Source organism: Paenibacillus sp. 1-18 (assembly GCF_000520755.1).
Taxonomy (GTDB): domain Bacteria; phylum Bacillota; class Bacilli; order Paenibacillales; family Paenibacillaceae; genus Paenibacillus; species Paenibacillus brasilensis.
The window spans coordinates 1-19,911 of sequence record NZ_ASSB01000126.1 but is presented as its reverse complement, the minus strand read 5'-3'; the positions used below and the strand labels follow the sequence as shown (position 1 = coordinate 19,911).

General features: G+C 48.1%; 22 protein-coding genes and 1 pseudogene. 13 read left to right on the top strand and 10 right to left on the bottom strand.

Annotated features, from left to right (window positions below; all coding sequences use genetic code 11):
- The 3 genes from L693_RS0108065 to L693_RS0108055 all read right to left on the bottom strand — a co-directional run.
- Positions 1 to 1,010: nucleotide sugar dehydrogenase (locus L693_RS0108065; RefSeq protein ID WP_025716825.1), on the bottom strand; the 1,010-nt coding region annotated here is incomplete at its 3' end.
- Positions 1,011 to 1,013: 3 nt separating this feature from the next.
- On the bottom strand, positions 1,014 to 1,994 hold the full coding sequence (locus L693_RS0108060) for a polysaccharide biosynthesis protein (RefSeq protein ID WP_025716824.1): 981 nt from the start codon (positions 1,992 to 1,994) through the stop codon (positions 1,014 to 1,016).
- 19 nt (positions 1,995 to 2,013) lie between these two features.
- Entirely contained in the window at positions 2,014 to 2,721 is a 708-nt protein-coding gene (locus L693_RS0108055; protein WP_025716823.1) for a glycosyltransferase family A protein, read from the bottom strand.
- Positions 2,722 to 2,905: 184 nt separating this feature from the next.
- Here L693_RS0108055 and L693_RS0108050 point away from each other — a divergent pair, with 184 nt between their 5' ends.
- Both L693_RS0108050 and L693_RS0108045 read left to right on the top strand, forming a co-directional pair.
- Positions 2,906 to 3,619 (top strand): GT-D fold domain-containing glycosyltransferase, encoded by a 714-nt coding sequence (locus tag L693_RS0108050; protein ID WP_025716822.1) that lies wholly within the window; start codon positions 2,906 to 2,908, stop codon positions 3,617 to 3,619.
- 153 nt (positions 3,620 to 3,772) lie between these two features.
- Entirely contained in the window at positions 3,773 to 4,771 is a 999-nt protein-coding gene (locus L693_RS0108045; protein WP_025716821.1) for an SGNH/GDSL hydrolase family protein, read from the top strand.
- Between the two features lie 189 nt (positions 4,772 to 4,960).
- On the opposite strand, the gene L693_RS0108040 is transcribed toward L693_RS0108045, so the two are convergent.
- Entirely contained in the window at positions 4,961 to 5,377 is a 417-nt protein-coding gene (locus L693_RS0108040; RefSeq protein WP_025716820.1) for a hypothetical protein, read from the bottom strand.
- Positions 5,378 to 5,551: 174 nt separating this feature from the next.
- Between L693_RS0108040 and L693_RS0108035 the strand changes: the two genes are divergently transcribed.
- The 5 genes and pseudogenes from L693_RS0108035 (at position 5,552) to L693_RS0108020 (ending at position 10,435) form a co-directional block, all read left to right on the top strand.
- Positions 5,552 to 7,531 (top strand): methyl-accepting chemotaxis protein, encoded by a 1,980-nt coding sequence (locus tag L693_RS0108035; RefSeq protein WP_025716819.1) that lies wholly within the window; start codon positions 5,552 to 5,554, stop codon positions 7,529 to 7,531.
- A gap of 58 nt (positions 7,532 to 7,589) precedes the next feature.
- The gene (locus L693_RS29000; RefSeq protein ID WP_081752109.1) at positions 7,590 to 7,766 is read left to right on the top strand and encodes a YjfB family protein; all 177 of its coding nucleotides are present in this window, start codon (positions 7,590 to 7,592) and stop codon (positions 7,764 to 7,766) included.
- A 200-nt stretch (positions 7,767 to 7,966) separates the two neighbouring features.
- A complete protein-coding gene (locus L693_RS0108025) occupies positions 7,967 to 9,322 on the top strand; it encodes a dipeptidase (protein ID WP_025716818.1) in 1,356 nt (451 codons plus the stop codon).
- Between the two features lie 204 nt (positions 9,323 to 9,526).
- A pseudogene (locus L693_RS32075) lies at positions 9,527 to 9,697 on the top strand (putative RNA methyltransferase); the annotation flags it as partial.
- A gap of 132 nt (positions 9,698 to 9,829) precedes the next feature.
- The gene (locus L693_RS0108020; protein ID WP_231503562.1) at positions 9,830 to 10,435 is read left to right on the top strand and encodes a methyltransferase domain-containing protein; all 606 of its coding nucleotides are present in this window, start codon (positions 9,830 to 9,832) and stop codon (positions 10,433 to 10,435) included.
- Between the two features lie 89 nt (positions 10,436 to 10,524).
- On the opposite strand, the gene L693_RS0108015 is transcribed toward L693_RS0108020, so the two are convergent.
- The 4 genes from L693_RS0108015 to L693_RS0108000 all read right to left on the bottom strand — a co-directional run bounded on the left by L693_RS0108015 (position 10,525) and on the right by L693_RS0108000 (position 12,649).
- Positions 10,525 to 10,911, bottom strand: coding sequence for a hypothetical protein (locus tag L693_RS0108015; RefSeq protein ID WP_197029852.1), 387 nt, complete (start codon positions 10,909 to 10,911; stop codon positions 10,525 to 10,527).
- 70 nt (positions 10,912 to 10,981) lie between these two features.
- Positions 10,982 to 11,473 (bottom strand): hypothetical protein, encoded by a 492-nt coding sequence (locus L693_RS0108010; RefSeq protein ID WP_025716815.1) that lies wholly within the window; start codon positions 11,471 to 11,473, stop codon positions 10,982 to 10,984.
- 144 nt (positions 11,474 to 11,617) lie between these two features.
- Positions 11,618 to 12,091, bottom strand: coding sequence for a hypothetical protein (locus tag L693_RS0108005; protein ID WP_025716814.1), 474 nt, complete (start codon positions 12,089 to 12,091; stop codon positions 11,618 to 11,620).
- 360 nt (positions 12,092 to 12,451) lie between these two features.
- Positions 12,452 to 12,649, bottom strand: a complete 198-nt coding sequence (locus tag L693_RS0108000) for a hypothetical protein (protein WP_025716813.1) — start codon at positions 12,647 to 12,649, stop codon at positions 12,452 to 12,454.
- 202 nt (positions 12,650 to 12,851) lie between these two features.
- Here L693_RS0108000 and L693_RS0107995 point away from each other — a divergent pair, with 202 nt between their 5' ends.
- From L693_RS0107995 to L693_RS0107985, 3 genes are all read left to right on the top strand, one after another.
- Entirely contained in the window at positions 12,852 to 13,112 is a 261-nt protein-coding gene (locus L693_RS0107995; RefSeq protein ID WP_025716812.1) for a hypothetical protein, read from the top strand.
- Positions 13,109 to 13,498 (top strand): retropepsin-like aspartic protease, encoded by a 390-nt coding sequence (locus L693_RS0107990; protein ID WP_025716811.1) that lies wholly within the window; start codon positions 13,109 to 13,111, stop codon positions 13,496 to 13,498. Before L693_RS0107995 ends, L693_RS0107990 begins: the two co-directional genes overlap by 4 nt.
- A 135-nt stretch (positions 13,499 to 13,633) precedes the next feature.
- The gene (locus L693_RS0107985) at positions 13,634 to 13,882 is read left to right on the top strand and encodes a hypothetical protein (RefSeq protein ID WP_025716810.1); all 249 of its coding nucleotides are present in this window, start codon (positions 13,634 to 13,636) and stop codon (positions 13,880 to 13,882) included.
- A gap of 208 nt (positions 13,883 to 14,090) precedes the next feature.
- Here L693_RS0107985 and L693_RS0107980 read toward each other — a convergent pair whose 3' ends face one another.
- Entirely contained in the window at positions 14,091 to 14,318 is a 228-nt protein-coding gene (locus L693_RS0107980) for a helix-turn-helix domain-containing protein (protein WP_007431813.1), read from the bottom strand.
- Between the two features lie 303 nt (positions 14,319 to 14,621).
- Between L693_RS0107980 and efeO the strand changes: the two genes are divergently transcribed.
- From efeO to L693_RS0107965, 3 genes are read left to right on the top strand one after another with little or no spacing between them, the layout of a single operon-like run.
- Entirely contained in the window at positions 14,622 to 15,500 is an 879-nt protein-coding gene (gene efeO, locus L693_RS0107975; RefSeq protein WP_025716809.1) for an iron uptake system protein EfeO, read from the top strand.
- A gap of 4 nt (positions 15,501 to 15,504) precedes the next feature.
- The gene (gene efeB, locus L693_RS0107970; protein WP_025716808.1) at positions 15,505 to 16,866 is read left to right on the top strand and encodes an iron uptake transporter deferrochelatase/peroxidase subunit; all 1,362 of its coding nucleotides are present in this window, start codon (positions 15,505 to 15,507) and stop codon (positions 16,864 to 16,866) included.
- Positions 16,867 to 16,891: 25 nt separating this feature from the next.
- Positions 16,892 to 18,718 (top strand): FTR1 family iron permease, encoded by a 1,827-nt coding sequence (locus tag L693_RS0107965; RefSeq protein ID WP_025716807.1) that lies wholly within the window; start codon positions 16,892 to 16,894, stop codon positions 18,716 to 18,718.
- A 109-nt stretch (positions 18,719 to 18,827) separates the two neighbouring features.
- Here the strand turns inward: L693_RS0107965 and L693_RS0107960 are convergent.
- Positions 18,828 to 19,911 (bottom strand): diaminopimelate decarboxylase (locus L693_RS0107960; RefSeq protein ID WP_025716806.1); only part of this gene is annotated, 1,084 nt, incomplete at its 5' end.

The window sequence follows — 19,911 nt, the reverse complement described above, 5'->3', positions numbered from 1 at the left end:
CCGCCTGCCAGGATGATATTGGCCTTATTTATGGCTTTCCCTTCCTGTGCGAGCATGGTTTCAATTCGGTCCGCGATATACAGCGGCATACGTCGGTTCATGCGATCGGCCAAATCCACAAACTCGAGCGGAAGCCCATGCTGCTCGGATTTCCACGACAAGTACAACGGATCGACCGGGATGCAGTGTCCCCCGATGCCAGGTCCCGGGTAAAAAGGCATATAGCCAAATGGCTTGGTTGCGGCTGCATCCAGTACCTCCCATATGTTGATGCCCATTTTCTCACAAGCAGCTGTCAGCTCATTGACCATTCCAATATTGACGCTGCGAAACGTATTCTCGAACAGCTTGGCGGCTTCCGCCACAGTTGTCGAGCTGACCGGGACGATTTGCTCCAGAAAGGAGCCATAAAAGCTTGCTCCTGCTGCCAGACAATCCGGCGTACAGCCGCCGATCACTTTAGGTGTGTTGCGAATATTAAAATGGACACTGCCCGGATCGACGCGTTCCGGTGAAAAGCACACATAAAAATCCTTACCTACCGTCCAGCCCCTCCGCTGTTCAATTACCGGTCGAATCAGTTCCTCGGTCGTTCCCGGATAGGTGGTGCTTTCCAGAATCAGCAGCGTTTGTCTGCATAAATGAGGGATTGCCTGATCAATAGCTGTTTCGATATAGGATGTATCGGGCTGATGTCCGGCTGTCAGCGGCGTAGGCACGCAAATGACAACAATATCGACATGCTCCAGCACCTTGATATCCGTAACCGGGTATAGCTGCTGCCCGATCAGACCTTTCAACGCAGCATCGCTAATGTCTATGATGTACGACTGTCCTTGAAGCAGCTTGGCTACTTTGGCGGGATCGGAATCCACACCATACACATCATAACCGGCCCTTGCCATTTCGACTGCCATCGGCAGCCCCACGTAACCGAGGCCGATTACCGCAACCTTTACAGTTCCTTTAGTTATTTTTTCAATAAGTTGCAAAATACCCACCTCTTTCATCGGTTACTCCATTCCTCGCAGCAGCTCACCAATCCCCGCGCGGTCCATCAATTCATCGTCCGAGCGATATTGATCGAAGCTCACTCGTTCCAGTCCGCCATATTGGCTCAACAGGCGCTCGTCTGCTTGCGGGGGAAGAATAACAAAATAACGATCATCATAGCGGTACGTGTGCGGCACCTCATAGGGGGAAATCAGCACCTCATGCAGCTTTTCCCCGCCGCGTATGCCAATCTCCTTCACTTTCAACGTTGGCTGACCAGCCTGTTCCTTCATCACGTTTGCCAGATCAGCAATATTGCAGCCCTTCATTTTCATCACCAGCGTCTCTCCGCCAATCGCCATGACAGAAGCCTTCAGCAGCAAACCGATCGCCTCGCCGAGCGTGAGAAAGAAGCGTGTCATCTCAGGGCTCGTCAGCGTTAAATCCTGCCCTTCTGCGATCTGACGTTTGAACAGAGGTACGACACTTCCACTCGTCCCCAGCACGTTGCCGCCGCGAATACACACAAAGCGAGTGCGCTCACTCAAAGCGTTGGCACGAATCATCAGTCGCTCGCCAATTGCCTTGGTCATGCCATATACATTCACCGGGTCTACCGCCTTGTCAGTAGAGACGTCAATAACCTTGGCAACTCCCTGGTCAATACTGGCCCGGATCACATTTTCCGTACCGTGTACATTTGTCTTGAAAGCCTCCTCGGGCTGTCTCTCGCACACAGGAACATGCTTCAATGCCGCCAGATGGAATACATAGTCCACCCCGCGGCAGGCTTCTTGCAATGCCTGAAGATCCCGAATATCCCCAATCACAAAATTCAATCGAGGGTCAGATTGGAATTGCCGCTGCATAGCAATCTGCGCAAATTCACCACGTGAAAAAATACGAATTTCCGCCGGTCCCTCCTTCAGCAATTCAGCCGTTAGCCGTTGCCCCCAAGATCCCGTTCCTCCGGTCACCAGCAGTTTTTTTCCTTTGAACAATATAATCTCCTCCTGACCGTTACGAATTGGCAGTGTCCGTTCCCATAAAATCAGCCAGCACAGCGTTCATTTCACTCTCTGTCAGCCGATCCTTGGCCGGTACTTTCTTCACCGAGGTATTGGCAGCATGAATGACGTTCACATAGTTGCGAAGCGGAATCACCTCGTGCGGAAGCTCTGTTACATATCCGTGCGTACCCTTGCCGGGAATGACGATACGATGATCATTCAGAAAATCCTTTACTTGATAGCGGAATACATAAAAGGAAGGCGAACGGTGGAATACCGGTGCCATCTGACCCTCAACCGCATCCCACAGATACCCCAGTTGGTTCACCAACGCAATCGTATCCGGCTGAAACTCATAATCATGCAATTGTTGTACAAAAGAACGATGATACAAATCATCAGAATCAATGCGTGCAATGAGCAATTCGTCCGCACCTTCGACATACGCCTGAATACGACGCTTGCTTTCGATACTCGTGCCAAAGCGGATAAGGTCGGGAATGGGCTCACGCTTGGCTAGCTCCTCTTCCACGATGTCACTGCATCCGCCCGCCAGCTTGACGACAGATAGGAAATCCGTATTTGTCTGACTGAGCAAGCTGCGCAGCGTGTAGGTTCTGAAGATATCTATGCGCTCACTAATCCACTCACGTGTCAGGCGGTTGGGATTCATCCCATAGTTGTTAAAATTAATTTCAATCACAATCCTGCGGTTCATCGTTCTTCCTCCCTTTCAACCGTCTTCTCTTAGATTATGAAGACGCTTGTGAAACGGCACGTACAAATGCAACAACTCTTGTAAAAGTTAGGTAGAATTCAAAAAAGAATAGCCGTTCATACAAAAAACCTTTTTGCTTTCGACATATGATAGAATACAAAGTTCAACTGGGAGGAAACATGATATGACTAATCCAAGGTATCTGGAGATAGATGAGGTACTAAATTATCTGAAGCTGGCACTGGATCGACAACAGCCCTTCTCGCTCATTCGTATTGGAGATGGTGAAAATCTGATTTTGTCTCAGGATACGGTCTGGCCGATAGAAAAAGTGCTACAGGAACGTTGGGCGGTCAAAGCCAATCTCGGTCAAAAAGGATTGTTTCTACCAAATACGGAGCTGCGAGACGCGGTGGCTGAAGCGGTGCGCAAAGCTACCATTTCCGGCATTTTGCCATATGATGATGAATCTATTAAAGCTCCAACCTATATGAAGCGGGAGCTGACTGATCAGGTTTTTGCTCACTATGCTCTTTCTCCCGCGCTGACCTGCCACGCCTGCCTGAATCGGTATTTGGCTCAGACACCTGCTTTCTGGGACATGCTCAAGGATCGACGTATTTTGCTGGTCACCCGGACGGCCGCCGAAGTCAAGCCCGTTCTTGAGGCTGAGCCCTACGGGCTTCATATCGCACATACACTTGCATTTCATCAATATGAACAGATGCACGAAACACTCCAATGGATCACTTCACACCAAGATGAGTTTGATATTGCGCTGTTCTCTTGTGGCGTCAATGCAGTCGTGTTGGCACAAAAAACGGCAGAATTGACTGGCAAAGTAGGTATAGACTTTGGCAAGGCGATTAACATTGTCATGTTCGGCAAAGCGAATTAATGGACCCTTGATCCCATATCAATAAAAGCACCGGCAAATTCAAGATTTGCTGGTGCTTTTGGCTATCATAAGCAAACACTTACACCACTAACTCTGTTTTGGACAGGCAGCGGCATTGAATTAAATATCAAAGGCTCGGAGCTGTGGATTGAGATGGAGGCCGATTACCAGGTATATGAGCAATGGATCAGTATAGTCATTAATGGTGCCCCGATGAGTCGCCTGATGGTAACCGCAGGACGGCATTGGATCTGTCTGTTGAGAGGGTTGAACCGTGACATGGTCAAAAATGTCCGTGTGGTCAAGGATGTCCAGCCTATGAACTCGGACTCGCGCTGCTTGTTGCAAATTCATGCTCTGAAGATTGACGGAGAATTGCTGCCGGTCACAGATAAGCCCCACAAGGTGGAATTTATCGGTGATAGCATTACCTCGGGAGAAGGAGCAATTGGAGCGAAAGAGGAGGCAGACTGGATTCCCATGTTGTTCACGGCACTACATAATTATACAGCCATAACTGCCGAAGCATTAAATGCGGATTACCGAGTGTTGTCACAAAGCGGATGGGGTGTCCTAACAGGCTGGGATAATAATCCTCATACGAACATACCGGCATATTATGAGCAGGTATGTGGTGTACTCACCGGAGAGAGAAATGAAGCATTGGGGGCATTTTCCGATCATGATTTTACCTCATGGCAGCCAGATATCGTCGTGGTAAATTTGGGAAGTAATGACGGGGGAGCCTTTTATTCTCCTGCATGGACGGACCCAGCAAGTGGGAAAGTGTACAAGCAACGCTTGAACGAGGACGGCACATTCAATGAAGAAGATTTACAAGTTTTTGAAAACGCTGCCATAAATTTTCTTATCAAGCTTCGGGCCTGTAATCCTGCTGCCCATATTGTATGGGCCTATGGGATGCTTGGTACTCCGATGATGCCAGCGATCTACCGGGCGGTAGACGCGTATAAGAAAAAAACAAGAGATCGGAATGTGTCCGTGTTCCAACTTCCTAACACAACGGAAGAAACGATAGGGTCTCGCAGCCATCCCGGACTCCTCGCCCATACCAAAGCGGCAAATGAGTTGACAGGGTATTTGCGAGATTTTAAAGAATTAAAAGCCGGGAAGCAGAATCAACTTTATTGAACATCATAGCCACGAGCCTGCGACAGATGCCTGCCCAGGCTCGTGGCTGATCAGCTTGGAGCCTTCATTTCTTGTTGCAGTATTGGTGATCTGCTGTTAGTCATTCCACGACCAACGCAGCCGCCTAATCATAGAAGAACTATGAACAGGCAGCGAGCCTCTTAATAAGGAAATACTCGTCTGATATATTTATAAAAATGGAGTTGAAGCGATGCCGGTGAATACCTCCGGACCATTGCGAACCGTCGTCGATACACCGGAAATATAAGAAGAATACACCGTTTGTATTGCCCATGGGGCAGACAGATCCTGCGCGTTAAAGGCCTGCGTTTCATTAGCCCCTGTAGCTCCCAATACCCCCTCAGCTCGGTAGACTACCTCGCTCGGATCGTAGTCGGCGCCACGTACGATTTCAACCGCATACGTATCACCAAGTTCACCAAGCAGCCCAATTGAACCGCTAAAGGTCACAATCGGACTCGGTACAAGAAAGGTTCTCAAGGTAATCAAACCAAACCGCTCGGGTACAGGACCCAGTTGTATATTGGGACCCTCACCTGTTTGTGATGAATTGGTGGAGCCTCTCATATCCAGAAAAAAACCCATACCTCATCCCTCCACATTGCAAGATACTCCAATCTATGCAAAAACATTTTGAACGTATTGGACAAATTAGCAATAAATCTATTAATTCAGCTTAAAATAACCGATAGTAAATACATATAATATAAATATTAGAAGTGAATATGCACGTAGAAAGCAGGGGGTTTGATGAAACAACTGAAACAACTGACACGACTGACAAATTTAACATTACGCAAAAAATTGACAACAGCATTTCTGCTGGTCATGCTAGTTCCTTGTATTATTGTCAGCACGTTTTCCTATCAGGCAGCATATGACCAAACGGAATCTCAATTACTCGATAGTGCGACAACTAGCATTACCGCATCCGATCGCGCAATTACCCAAACCATTCAATCCGAAATCGACGATCTTGAATATTACACTTCTACGATGACAGCTAGTAATAACAGTGCAGAAGCAGATAAAGCTATTCAGGAAAGACTACTAGTGTATATAAAAATGCATTCGGAAGTCATCAATATATTTTTAGGAACTCCCGAAGGGAAACTTATTCTCGGCAAAGCTACCGGAGTCTATAACGACCCTCGTGAGCGTCCGTGGTACAAGCAGGCTATGGAGAACCCCGGCCAAACCGCAATCAGTCCTGTCGAGCTCAATACGAGTAAGGTTCCCGTTGTGTATATTTCACGTACACTTCCCGACAATAGCGGTGTTCTCGGCATTTCGCTGAACCTGAATAATTTGAAAGAACTTACAAAATTAAAAATCGGACAAAAGGGCTATATCGTCATATTCGATAATAACAAGCATATCGTTACTCACCCGACAGAAGTCAGCGGAAGTACGAAAATGGGAGAAATGCTGCCACAACTGTTTGCCTCCAAGGAAGGCAGCTTTAACTATAATTTAAATGGCGTAGCCAAAAACCTGATTTTCAAAACCAATACGCTGACGGGCTGGAAAATTGCCGGAACGATAGACAAATCGGAAACAAGTGCCTCCGCCAAACCGATTCTGATCACTACTATCATTGTGCTGGTGATTTCAGCCATCATCATCGGTATGCTCGCACTATGGTTAATCAGCAGTATACTCAAGCCGATCCAAAGATTACGTAATTCCATGGAAGTGATCAGCCAAGGTAATCTTTCCATCAATGTGGCGACAACCAGCTTCGATGAAATCGGCGATTTGTCAAGATATTTCCAACAAATGCTGGATAACCTGCGTAACATGATCCGAGAAGTTAAAGCAATGACAGGCAATTTGTCAGCCTCCTCGCAAGAGCTTGCCGCAGGGGCAGAACAAACGACCCGTGCCATCGAGCATGTGACCGTAGCTATTCAAGATGTGGCCGCAGGCAGTGAACGTCAAGTGGGCAGTGCTAAAGATAATCAGGAACGGGTTCGCGGCATGTCCGAGGACATTGCGGCTATGACCACAACCATGGCTGAAATGACCACCTACTCTTCACAGGCCATTCAGGCTTCGGATGCAGGCAGTGAGCATATCGGCAATAGTGTCGTTTCCATTGACGGCATTCGCACTACGGTGGAAGAGCTGGATACGATTATCAGCGCTTTGAGTGACCGATCCGGACGAATCGGAACGATTGTCACCGTCATTACGGAAATCGCCAGCCAAACTAATCTGCTCGCGCTGAACGCTTCCATTGAAGCAGCACGCGCAGGGGAGCACGGCAAGGGTTTTGCTGTCGTAGCGACCGAGGTCCGCAAGCTGGCTGAGAACTCAGCTCATTCAGCACAACAAATTCGCGAACAAATTCAAGGGATACAGAGCGGTGTTTCTGAGGCCCTGATCGCAATGGAATCGGCCAAAGAACGCGTAAGCGAAGGCATTAATTCCATTGACCTGTCCGGTCGCTCCTTCGCCCGTATCCGTAGAGCGGTAGCCAAATCGGCAAAGCAACTCGATAACGTTGCAGCCTCTACGGCCGGGGTCGCAGAGGGTACAAGTACAGTCGTTAGCAGTATGGAGGAAATTACGCGTATCGCTGAGGAAGCTGCGTCCCATACGGAGACTGTATCCGCCGCCGCCGAGGAACAGCTCGCCTCGATGGAAGAGATCGGTTCTTCTGCTGCAGATTTGACTCGTCTGGCAGAGCAGCTCCAGGATTTGCTGCACCAATTCCAATTGGATGAAACAAAATAACCATTCCAACCGATAAATATAGAGAAAGAGAGTCTTCACCATGAAGGAGGGTTGGAACATGGATATCGCAGCATTATCGACAGGTATGAGCCAAGCCAGTTTAGCTCAAGCCGCGAGTTTTAAGGTTGCTACTATGGCCAAAGACCAAGCTAATGAACAAGGACAAGCGCTGATACAGATGATGGAAAAAAGCGTACAGCCTCATCTAGGGGGTCAGCTGGACATTCGGGTGTAAGTGCAAGTGCAACCTATTCATGATGAAGTGGCGATTCTATTCAGGTCTGAACGACGGACCGGGATAGAATCGTTTTTTTATCTCCATATTTTTCGTTCAGCGCAAAACGTAGTAAACTAGATATATCGTCCACAACCTCGGTTCGGGGTATAAAGCAAAAAAATCACACGATTACAAGTGCAAAGGAGGATACATATTTTATGAGTTATTCTGCTTATTTCGAAAAAGCCAGAGAGCAGCAGCTAAACGAGCTGCAGGAATGGTTGGCCATTCCAAGTATTTCCGCATTATCGGAGCACAAAAAGGACATTAATCAGGCAGCCAACTGGCTCGCTGCCAAACTGACTGCTGCCGGCCTGGAAAACGTTGAAATTATTCCAACCAAAGGTCATCCGCTGGTGTACGCTGATCATTTGCATGCACCTGGTAAACCGACCATCCTCGTATACGGCCACTATGATGTACAACCCGTTGATCCACTTCACCTGTGGGAAACGCCGCCATTCGAGCCAGCTATCCGCGATGGAAAGTTATATGCACGCGGAGCGACAGATGACAAAGGCCAGATGTTCTTGCACATTAAGGCGGTTGAAGCCATTTTGAAGCAAGAGGGCAAGCTGCCGTTGAATATCAAATTTTGTATTGAAGGTGAAGAAGAAGTATCCAGCCCGAATCTGCTTGAGTTTTTGCAGACCGGAGCTGAACGTCTGGCGGCTGACGCTGTGCTGGTGTCCGACACCTCCCTGATCGAAAAAGGAAAGCCTGCAATTTGCACAGGCCTGCGTGGATTGTGCTCACTGGAAGTGGCCATTCATACCGCGAATACGGATTTGCATTCCGGCTCCTTTGGCGGCGGCGTACCGAATGCTCTGCATGCTATGGTGTCTTTGCTGGCAACCCTGCATGACGACAAGGGTCGTGTGAGCGTCGAAGGATTCTACGACGATGTTGCCCCGTTATCGGCTGAGATGAGAGACGAATTTGTGAAGCAAGGCTTCAATGAGGGCAAGCTGCAGCAGGAACTTGCGCTGGATTCTCTATATGGCGAAGAGGGTTTCAGCTTCGTCGAGCGTGTTGGAGCGCGTCCGACACTGGAGCTGAACGGCGTGTACGGTGGATTTCAGGGTGAGGGTACGAAAACGGTCATCCCGAAGGAAGCTCACGCGAAAATTACGTGCCGTCTGGTGGCGAACCAGAATCCGCAGGATATTCTGGACAAAATCGAGCGCCATTTACGCGCCCATGTTCAGCCAGGAGCCACTCTGGAAATCCAACAGGGTGAGAAAGCAAACGCCTTTAACATTGACCCGTCACATGCGTTTTTGCAAGCAGCGGCAGATGCTTTTGAAAAGGTGTACGGTGTGCGTGCCCTGTTTACCAAAGATGGCGGCTCCATTCCGATCGTGGAAACCTTCTCTCGTGTGCTGACTGCTCCGGTTGTATTGATGGGCTTCGGCTTGCCGGATGAGAACCTGCATGCGCCGAACGAGCATTTTAATTTGGAGAATTTCGATAAAGGTCTGTTAACCATTGTGGAGTTCTTGAAATCGGTGTAAGTTCACAGCTTCTTATTAAATATGTTACAATAGAGAGGGCGAAAGCCCTTTCTATTTTTTTAGGGGAGTGCTGCACCATATGATTATCCAATTCATTCGTTTACGGTAATGTGAGGTACAGTTTAAGTAAAGCTCAGCCATTTTTCAGGAAAATGGGTTGGGTTTATTTGACTGTGCCTTTTTCATTCACCAAAATACGAATGAATGGGGTGCTCTTCTATGCACAAATGGAATAAACACACGATGAAGGCCAATCAGATGGAGAAGTATCAGCATCTTTTTAGATGCCCTCTATGCTCTCAACCGATGCGTATGGTGACATGTAAAAGCCTTTTATGTACTAACCAGCATTGCTATGATCTCTCCAGGCACGGATATATACATTTATCCTCCCGAGCCTACAAAACTAAATATGATAAACTACTGTTTGCCTCCCGAAGAAGGATGTACAACAGTGGATTTTTTGATCCCTTAAATGAAGCCATAACCAATCATATGGTGGAATTCATGAAGCCACTGCTTGACCAAAATAGACAGCTTTACTTGCTGGATGCGGGCTGCGGGGAAGGCTCTCATCTGAGCCACATTCAGGATAAACTAATCCAGAAGGGAATCCGTGAGCTTACTAGCGTAGGTATGGATCTATCTAAAGAAGGCATTGCTGCTGCGTCCAAAAAATATCCACAGCCTCTCTGGTGCGTTGCCGATCTGGCTCATTGTCCTTTTGCAAACCAACAATTTGACGGTATACTCAATATTTTATCTCCCTCTAATTATGCTGAATTTACAAGAGTTCTAGCAGAAGATGGCTGCATCCTGAAGGTCGTTCCAGAGCAATATTATCTTCAGGAATTAAGATACGGGTATGAACTGAACAAGAATAAACCTGCTTATTCGAATGACAATACGTTAAGCCGATTTAAAGAGCATTTTCAACTTCTAAACGTCGAGCGGGTAACCTATTGTTTTCCGTTACATGCCGATCTCATGGAGCCTTTAATCCATATGACTCCCTTAACGTGGGGAGCCACGGAAGCAGATTGGCATCGAGTACAGAAAATGAATTTAACCCATATTACAGTAGATTTGCTCATCTTATGCGGTAGAAAATAGAGGGCAAGCTAACAAAGCATTCACGGCATGTGATTATACATGCTTCGTGAATGCTTTTTTGGGTTATTCTTGTTTTCGATCACACCGACTTATGTAAAACGGGTATAGCGCAGCAGATGCACCAGTTGATCCAACCGCTCTATTTCCCGATCCCATTCGTGAAGCGGCTGTCCGGCCAAAGCAGCATTCGCTCTCTGATCACGTAACGGGTTCATCCTGCGACCAATCAGCTTTAGTACCGTGGCCTTACCCATATTATTAATTACCGCATATTGCGTTAAGGGATCTACCTCAATCCACAATACATGATGCTGTTGAAAAAACGACAGCAATTGCTGTTTCAGCTCCTCCTGTTCATCAGGCTCACCTGCGATTTGTGGATGATGGTGAAAAGCAATGTAGCCCATCACCCGCAGATCACTTATGATTTGTTCCAGTTGAAGCGTTTCGTTGATGTACACTTTGTTCGTACTCATGCGGTTTCTTGCCCCGTTCGTATAATTTTCCCGGATGACGTTCACCCCCAATCATAAAAAAACAACCGGCTTACACGCCAGTTGTTTCCCGGTCCACAAAATACTTATTCGTCATATAATGAGCCTTGCCTCTAGAAGTGTCAACCATTCCCTTTTTACTGTCAAGAAAGACAATCTCCCGGCATTTGGTGCAGTACCACTTGGTCCGCTTAATGGGGGATTCTGTTACATACGATGTACCACATTTGCAATCTACTTTAATCAAGGTTTCTGTTGATTTGTAAGCTTGGGACAGCTCTTTTAAGCCAGTATCCGGCTGTTGAATCGGGATAATGACCTCCTGATAGCTTGAATACTGATTGTGCACTTTAAAATCTGCCACCAATTCTGCATGCAGTCCAAAGTACTCTTTGCCAATCTCGGTTACAAATTTTTTGCCGATTCTGTAACACTCAAGCCATTCCTGTATCTGCTGATTAGACAAAGGCACTGTGCCCTTGATACCGCTATTTAATGTGTAAGTCATGATGTATAAAGTATCATCTTGTCTATGTCCGTACATGAGAAGCCTCCTTATAATACACTTGATAATGTACTACAAAGCGCAAAAAACATCAATTTTATTATTTGGCAAAAGCTTATAGCTGATTTATAAAAGTCAGGGAATCGACATATGGAATAAAACAACTGACCCAGGTCAGTTGTTTTATCTTTCCACATAGTACATGTTCGTCATATACCACGCCTTGCCTTTTTCCGTATCCACCATACCCTTCTTACGATCCAGAAATACAATGTTATTGCATTCCTTGCAGGACCACTTGGTTCTTTTGTGCGGTGACTCCTCCATATAAGAGGCTCCACATTTACATTCAACCTGAATTAATGTTTTATGCTGATTGTATGCATCTGCCAGCGGGTCCACATTTATAGCCTTGCGTTCTATTACAGGCTGTATCATGGATATGTGCTCTCTCTGCTCCGAGTATTCATTATGTACCTTAAAATCTGCTACCAACTCAGGGTTTAAGCCAAAATATTGTTTACCTACTACCGTTACAAACTTGCTGCCAATTCGATATGCTTTGATCCATTCCTGCACCTGCCTACTGGATAGGTCGACAGTTCCCTTTATGCCGCTGTTCAGCGTATAAGTCATCAAGTGTTGGTTGGGTGTCATATGTCTCCTGTTCACCTCCAATCAAGAATATACCAGGTAGCTCTATGGAAAAGCTACTTCCTGCTACCCTCGAGACCTGATCCATCTCTTCCATTCTGTCGATACCCTGAATACTGATCTTTCAGGGATTCCATATTGCATTTACATTCTTAGACTATCACCGAATGCATTATTATCCTTGTATAACATTGTGGTACAGCCTTCTGCATTGATTGTTCATATGAGCGGCTACATGATTGAATGGTAGTTTCTTCCTTCTATATATAATACAACACTTGCACACAAATTCCCACATATTTCAGCGGTTTAAGCGTTTTATTTTTCTACCTTCCTTGAGAAGTGTATATACTGTATCTAAATCTAAGAGCGTTCGATCAATACTAGCTGCAAATAATAATTTAAGCCAAAAAGCGTCTTCTTGAGCATAATTTTTAATGGCTTGCTCAATATTTTCCTCTGTACAATGACTTTACAATAAGATCTGGTGGAGGAGTAGTCGTCCTCAATATCTGCTATCTGGGAAAGAGGGGTTGGATATATAATTTTTTCAACTCTCATTGCTGCCCCACCTAATGATAGACTTTATACAAAATATTAAGCTCCTTTATCCACATATAATATTGCTGCTAGGATTCGGAAGCTGATTACTTTAAATTCGCAACAAGATTATACCATATAATAACAATCCAACCTCCATTCCTTGCCGTCCACTCGGCTGTGCTATAATAAAAAATAAAGCAGGTCAAGCGAGGTGAAGTCGATGAAATGGGGAGATATTGCCGAACTACATCCGAGTCGTTTTGTGTTAGTGGAGGCGATTAAAGCCAGTTCCAATAATCGTATGCGCAATCTTGAAGACATGGCGGTCATTCAGGATTACGGTGATCCGCAAGAAGCTTGGAGCGGGTATAAACAATTTCACAAACTATATCCGTCACGAGAATTGTATGTATTCCATACCAGCCGAACCGATGTCGAGGTTGTAGAAGAGTTTTTTTCAGGGGTGCGGCAGCGTACATGAAGATCCGTCTCTATAATGGTTTGCCCATTGTCTCCTTGACCTTAAAACATCACGACCAAACTGTTCTATTGCCAAACGTATTGTTCGATACAGGATGCGCAGCAACCGTGTTTGATACGGATTTACTTGCCCAAATCGGCATTCACATTGATTTTATTAACGGAAGAGCCAAGCGGATGTATGGGGTGGGCGGTACAAGCGAAATCTGCTACGAACAGACCATTCCTAATCTGAAAATTGAGCATATCCAATTAAATACATTTCCTGTCCAGCTTGGTTCAGTTCAAGAACCGTATGGGTTCGATGGCATCTTAGGTATTGATTTTATGATGAGAGCAAAATTCAAGGTTAACTTTGAATCTATGCTGATTCACTCCCCCACTTAACCCATCATTTCCTACCAAGAGGTGACACAGATGACTCTAAATATTGAGAAACATACCATCACGCTCTGCCCGTAGAAACCTTTAACCCTTGGAATTCCTGCGGGCTGAGCCTTTGCCCAAGGGAGCGTGATGATAATGAAACCTAATCAAAAAAATCGTAATCAAGCTTATTTTAGGCACCACAGAAAGCGGGTTATTCAGCGTAAAAAACGACTTTCAGCATACCGGGGATGGGTCGTCAAATTCGACGGTGTATTCTCCAAAGGAAAAATCCATTGTTCCTGCTGGATGTGCAGTAGAAAAACAAAACGACTGGGCTATCCCAAATCGGAGCTATCAAGAATAGCTGAATGTCAGGAACAGCTTCTGAATTATGATTTTTAAACTACAAATGATTAAAGCAAGCGGATGTCTATTTCTGAGACACTCGCTTATTTTTTACGTTTGCTGTAGTTCTCTCCATTCTTCTCTCAAAATACGATAAACTCACTTGGTTTGACCATATCACTTATCACAAAACAAAAGCCTTCCCGCCCTTCCTTCATGTTAAAGGATCATCGAGAAGACTTTGTACCCCGCAAGGAACGAGAGGTCAGATTTTTAATTCGCCAAGCCTGATTAATTCCACGACCGCCTGTGAACGACCTTTTACGTTCAATTTTTGCATAACATTAGAAATATGGTTTCGGACCGTCTTTTCGCTAATAAATAGCTGTCCGGCGATGTCACGCGTCGTTTTGTCCTGCACGAGCAGTTCAAATACTTCACGTTCACGGTGAGTTAACAAAAACTTGTTTTTGTGGTCGTTACCCTTCGTCAATTTCACCCCTCCTTGCTCGGGTTTTGTGTGGTGTAACAAGGTTAAGGGATACAGTCAACACATTTTATGTCATGTGCTCAGGTATGGTTCAATATGCGGGTAAAAATGGGCATAGGCACCTTACTTGCAGCTTTAATGGTGCGTTGAACTTTGTGTCTAAATTATGTATTGACAGGCATATGGGCCAGCCTTATGATAAGAAAAACCGCGACTGATAATCATTATCAAATAATAATTCGATATAGATATCTCGCAACAGACTATGGTTCAGGGCCAGTGTGGCCAGAAAGGGTGTCATTGATTATGAAACTACGTTATGCCGTACCGGCTGGAGTGCTGGTCTCTTCTATTCTGTTCGCAGGCTGCGGACAAGCCGGAACTGCTACTCAGCAGCCGGCTGCAGCGACCAAAAATGCGGGGGCAACAACACAGACAACGACTCCTGCAGCTCCTGCTCCCAATTTCGATCAAGCGGTAGCAGCTTACCGCACCTATGCCATCGAGCAATGCGATACATTTGTGAAGAAGACGGAAGAATTCACGAATGCGGTCAAAGCTGGCGAACTCGACAAAGCCAAGTCGCTGTATGCTCCTGCGCGCATGTACTATGAGCGGATTGAACCAATTGCAGAAGCGCTGGGCGATCTGGACCCGAATATTGATGCCCGCGACGGTGATGTGGATGCCGCGGATTGGCGCGGCTTTCACCGTATTGAAAAAACATTGTGGGAAGAGAACACGACCAAAGGATTGGACGAGTTTGCCGACCGCCTGTTGAGTGATGCCAAACTGCTGCGTGCCAAGGTAGAAACGGTTAACATTGACGCCAGCCTGATGGTAACGGGGGCAGTGGAGCTGTTGAATGAAGTCTCTTCCTCCAAGGTAACCGGTGAAGAGGAACGGTATTCGCATACAGATTTGTACGACTTTGCAGCCAATGTGGAAGGCGCCCAAAAGATATATGACATCTTGAAAACAGACCTGAACCAAAAAGATGCGGCGTTGGAAAAACAAATTGGTGAGCGCTTTGCCGCCTTGCAGCAGGAGCTGGCTCCTTTCAAGGAAGGTGAAGGCTACGTGTTGTATACCAAACTGAAGCCGGAAGAAATTAAAAAGCTGAGCCAGAACCTCGATGCCTTGGCAGAACCGTTGTCCCAAATGGGTAAAATGTTAGGAGTGTAACGACATGAAAGGCTTTAGGCGACAAAAGGAACAGGGAGCCCCGCAGCATACGGAATCCCATAAAGAACAAGCTGATCTGGAAAAAAAGGATGCTCAGCCAGCGGATGGTGAGCTGTCAGGAAAGAGCACAACCGTATCACGCCGGGAGCTCTTGAAGCTGGCCGGGGTAGGTGGACTGGGTCTCCTGCTCGGCGGCGGTGTCGGAGCTGTGCTGTCAGCTGGTCAGCGCCTCGAAAGCATGGTGACGGAGGCAGATACCCAAGATGTGGTCCCTTTTTACGGCAAACATCAGGCCGGTATTGTGACTCCGGCACAGGATTTTATCTGCTTTGCAGCCTTTGATCTGACGACAAGCGACAAGGAAGAGGTACGCAGCCTGTTCAAAGCCTGGACGGAAGCCAGTGCTGCGATGACTTCTGGCACGCTGATCGGTACCGATAATGAAAACCTCAACCTGCCTCCTTCCGATACAGGCGAGGCGGCAGGGTTGTCACCGTCCCGGACGACGATCACATTTGGAGTGGGCCCATCCTTTTTTGATGGCCGCTATGGCCTGGCAGGACTTAAACCTGCCGGGTTCCGTGAGCTGCCCCGTTTCCAGGGGGATGCGCTGGATGAGCAATGGTGCGGCGGCGATATTGGCGTACAGGTATGCGCCAATGACCTGCAGGTCGCTTTCCATGCCCTGCGTAATTTGGCACGGATCGCCCGAGGAACGGCAGTGCTTCGCTGGACGCAGGAGGGCTTCCAGCGGACAGCACAGGCCGATCCGGCGGGAAGCACACCACGCAATTTGCTTGGCTTCAAGGACGGTACAGGGAACCCGGATACGTCCAAGGCAGACGAGATGAAGCGGCTGGTATGGACACAGTCCAGTGACGGTCCTGCATGGATGGGCAACGGCAGCTATATGGCTGTACGCCGTGTACGCATGCGGATAGAGGTTTGGGATCGCTCGACACTGGGCGACCAAGAGGATACCTTTGGGCGCCATCGCAGCAGCGGTGCGCCACTGGGCAAGGCCAAGGAGTTTGACAAGCTCGATCTGACGGCTACAAGTCCAGAAGGCAAGCCGCTTACGCCCCCCACCTCTCATGTTGCATTGGCTCATGGAGATGGGAGCATTAATATTTTGCGGCGGTCTTATTCGTATTCAAGTGGATTGGACAAGCAAACAGGACAGCTGGATGCCGGACTGCTGTTCATCAGCTACCAGCGTGATCTGTTCAAGCAGTTCGTTCATATTCAGGAGAAGCTTGCACGCAATGACAAGCTGAACGAATATATTGTACACAAAGGCAGTGCGGTGTTCGCCTGCTTCCCGGGTGTATCGCAAGGCGGCTACATCGGGGATACGTTATTGTAACAGCAGGCAAGGAAGGGGATTTATGATGAAGCGGCGCAATAAAAACTTGGGATGGGTGTTTCTGCTGGCAGCTCTGCTGCTGACAGTGACTCCGTTCATATCCAATTCGGGAGCGGTCGCTTTGGCACAATCAGACGCCAAAGCTGTCTCCAACGATCAACTGATGCCTATGGTGGGCGGAGCGCTGGTGGAGGCGGGACAAGCCCAATGGATGGAAGCCTCCAAGGATCTTAAACAATTCCGTGCTCTGTGGGAGAATGCCAAAACAAATGGCGGTGATTCAGCCCACATCGCAGCCGTGGATCAAGCACTCACCGACGCGGAGCAGGCGCTTGCCAGTGGCGGCGGAGAGTCAGCAAAAGCTGCACTATCCGTGCTGGCCCGCTCAGTCAATGAGTATGTGACTGCTGCTGAAGGAGATCAATCAGCTCCGGCTGGAGCCACAGCAGCAGAAAAACTGCTGCCTATGGCCAAGGGCAGTCTGGCTGCCATGCAAAAAGGCAACTGGACGGCTGCCCGGCTGGATTACGACCGAATCGTAAAAGCCTGGTACCAGGTGGAAACGCCGATTCGCTCGGACAATTTTCCGATATACAGTGCGCTGGAAACTAAAATCAGTCTCATTCGCATTTCCATGCAAGCCGAGCCGATTCGTCAAGAGCAGGCTCTAAAGGAAATGCAGGAGCTGACGACCCTGCTATCCGATTATAGTCAGGGCAAATCCGTGAACACAGGACAAGGAGCAGGTGCAGGCAATGCGGCGGCTGGAACGACAAATGGTTCGACGGCTTCCCTGGCCGATGCAGTCCAATTGCTCGAATCCGCACGACAAGATGCGGTAGCCCGTCAGCCAGCGCCAGCGGCTGACAAAATAGGTCAGTTTATCGCTATGTGGCCTTCTGTGGAAGGACATGTGCAAATTTCCGATCCAGCTTCGTATACTGCGATTGAAAATGAAATGACCGAGGCTTCCGGTCATCTGCTGTCTTCTCCACCAGACACGGCCAAAGCGATCCAGACGATTGATCAAATGCTGGACAGGCTTCGTCCGTTGACGGAAAATCGTTCCTACTCCGCCTGGGATGCCGCTCTGATTTTGCTGCGCGAGGGCTTGGAGGCCATTCTCGTGCTTGCAGCTCTGCTGGCGTATGCCAAAAAAAGCGGCGAGGCCGTGGCTGGCCGCTGGATCTGGGCAGGCGCCGGCACGGGACTGGTGCTGAGCGGTGTCCTGGCGGTGCTGTTCACCACGCTGGTGGCGGCTGCCGCCTCAGGCAGCATGCGTGAGCTGCTGGAAGGCGTTACCGGGCTGGTAACGGTTGTGCTCATGCTGACTGTGGGCAGTTGGCTGCACAGCAAATCCAACGCTGCTGCGTGGAACCGCTTTGTTGAAAACAGCGTCGGCAATGCGCTGGCGCGTGGCAGCCTGTGGTCGCTATTTGCAGTGTCTGCACTCGCGATTTTGCGTGAAGGAGCCGAGACAGCCATCTTTTATATCGGTATGGCTCCAGCCATCGAAACCTCACAATTGCTGATCGGTATTGGTTCAGCAATAGCCATACTGGTCGTCCTGGCATTTGCAATCATTAAATTCAGCGTACGTTTGCCGATTCGCGCCTTTTTCCTGACTGCCACTGTATTGATTTACTATCTCGTATTCCGATTTTTGGGCGAAAGTATTCATTCGCTTCAAGTGGCTGGCAAGCTTACGGGGCATACTGACTCCACGCTCCCAACCATTAGCTGGCTCGGAATGTACCCGACTTGGGAAACGTTTGTCCCACAAGTGGCTGTACTGATTTTTATGGTGTGGCAGCTCGTACGTCAGGAAATGCGCAGCTCCAAGCAGCGCTAATCCAATCGACAAAGCTTACAACGTAAAAAAACGCCAAAACACGGGAAGCCGATTTTGTATCGACTCCCCAAGGTTTTGGCGTTTTTGCATGCTTATAGCACATCTTTGCTTACAGCACATCCTCGGGCAACGGAATCATACGCTGATGATGCAGCAAATCCGTGCGGTCACCGTGTTCACGAATCACATGTATCTCCCCGCGAAAATCAAGCAGCTCTGCCGGGGTAGCATGACCCAGAAAATGTACTGGACTATAGCTTAATCCATAGGCTCCCGCGTTTGGAAAGACGATATAGTCGCCCTCCTGAATCGGGGGAAGCTGCGCCTTTTTCACAATACAATCCTCGGGTGTGCAGAGCGGGCCAACAATGCTTACCGTTTCCAGCTCCAGTGATGCTTCTACCGGATGCTCCCCGATCCGACTTGCAGCCTCCCCTGGCAGCTCAACAGCCATGGCCTCCTGAAAAGGAACGTTTCGCTGCTCCATGCGCATGTTAGCTCTCACTTCCTGCACTTCCCGTTCCGTTACTTGCTTGCGCATAATTCGCACCGGGTAGTTGTCCCGAATGCGGCGTCCCCGAAAAGCAGCCGAGGCATAATGATTCATGCCGCCATCAGCCACGACAAATTTCTCTCCCTTGGACTCCTTTATATATAGTGCCCGGCAAACATACATGCCTGCTTGAGCGACCAAATACCTTCCGCTTTCGATAATCAGCGTAACCCCCGGCATACGGGACTGGGTCTGCTCCGCGAGTGCGTTTAGTCCGTCGATAACTTGCTCCATATCGAGCGGCTGCTCATGAGCAAAATAAGGAACACCAAACCCGCCGCCCAAATTTACCGTATGCATGGCAACCCCATACCGGGCCTGTACACGTTCCGCCAACTGCAGCGTATTCGCAAATGAAGCCAGAATCTGATCCACTTTAAGCATTTGCGTGCCTGTATACACCTGGATACCTTGAAAATAAACATGCGGACAATCCTCCAGCACCTCAAAAAAGTGCTCCAGCTGCCCTTCATCGACACCAAAGGGACGTGGAACACCGCCCATTTTTATCGTCGCCCCCGACAGATCGTTATCGGGATTGATACGAACCGCAGCTCTGACAAACAAGCCCGCCTGGGCCGCAATATCCTCCAGTAGACGCAGCTCCCGCACCGATTCGACATGAATGCAACCAATTCCG

Bases quoted from the DNA above. Each gene is read 5' to 3' on its own strand.
- L693_RS0108055 (WP_025716823.1), bottom strand. From the start codon at position 2,721: ATGAACCGCAGGATTGTGATTGAAATTAATTTTAACAACTATGGGATG.
- L693_RS0108050 (WP_025716822.1), top strand. From the start codon at position 2,906: ATGACTAATCCAAGGTATCTGGAGATAGATGAGGTACTAAATTATCTG.
- L693_RS0108045 (WP_025716821.1), top strand. From the start codon at position 3,773: ATGGAGGCCGATTACCAGGTATATGAGCAATGGATCAGTATAGTCATT.
- L693_RS0108040 (WP_025716820.1), bottom strand. From the start codon at position 5,377: ATGGGTTTTTTTCTGGATATGAGAGGCTCCACCAATTCATCACAAACA.
- L693_RS29000 (WP_081752109.1), top strand. From the start codon at position 7,590: ATGGATATCGCAGCATTATCGACAGGTATGAGCCAAGCCAGTTTAGCT.
- L693_RS0108025 (WP_025716818.1), top strand. From the start codon at position 7,967: ATGAGTTATTCTGCTTATTTCGAAAAAGCCAGAGAGCAGCAGCTAAAC.
- L693_RS0108020 (WP_231503562.1), top strand. From the start codon at position 9,830: ATGAAGCCACTGCTTGACCAAAATAGACAGCTTTACTTGCTGGATGCG.
- L693_RS0108015 (WP_197029852.1), bottom strand. From the start codon at position 10,911: ATGAGTACGAACAAAGTGTACATCAACGAAACGCTTCAACTGGAACAA.
- L693_RS0108010 (WP_025716815.1), bottom strand. From the start codon at position 11,473: ATGTACGGACATAGACAAGATGATACTTTATACATCATGACTTACACA.
- L693_RS0108005 (WP_025716814.1), bottom strand. From the start codon at position 12,091: ATGACACCCAACCAACACTTGATGACTTATACGCTGAACAGCGGCATA.
- L693_RS0108000 (WP_025716813.1), bottom strand. From the start codon at position 12,649: ATGAGAGTTGAAAAAATTATATATCCAACCCCTCTTTCCCAGATAGCA.
- L693_RS0107995 (WP_025716812.1), top strand. From the start codon at position 12,852: ATGAAATGGGGAGATATTGCCGAACTACATCCGAGTCGTTTTGTGTTA.
- L693_RS0107990 (WP_025716811.1), top strand. From the start codon at position 13,109: ATGAAGATCCGTCTCTATAATGGTTTGCCCATTGTCTCCTTGACCTTA.
- L693_RS0107985 (WP_025716810.1), top strand. From the start codon at position 13,634: ATGAAACCTAATCAAAAAAATCGTAATCAAGCTTATTTTAGGCACCAC.
- efeO (WP_025716809.1), top strand. From the start codon at position 14,622: ATGAAACTACGTTATGCCGTACCGGCTGGAGTGCTGGTCTCTTCTATT.
- efeB (WP_025716808.1), top strand. From the start codon at position 15,505: ATGAAAGGCTTTAGGCGACAAAAGGAACAGGGAGCCCCGCAGCATACG.
- L693_RS0107965 (WP_025716807.1), top strand. From the start codon at position 16,892: ATGAAGCGGCGCAATAAAAACTTGGGATGGGTGTTTCTGCTGGCAGCT.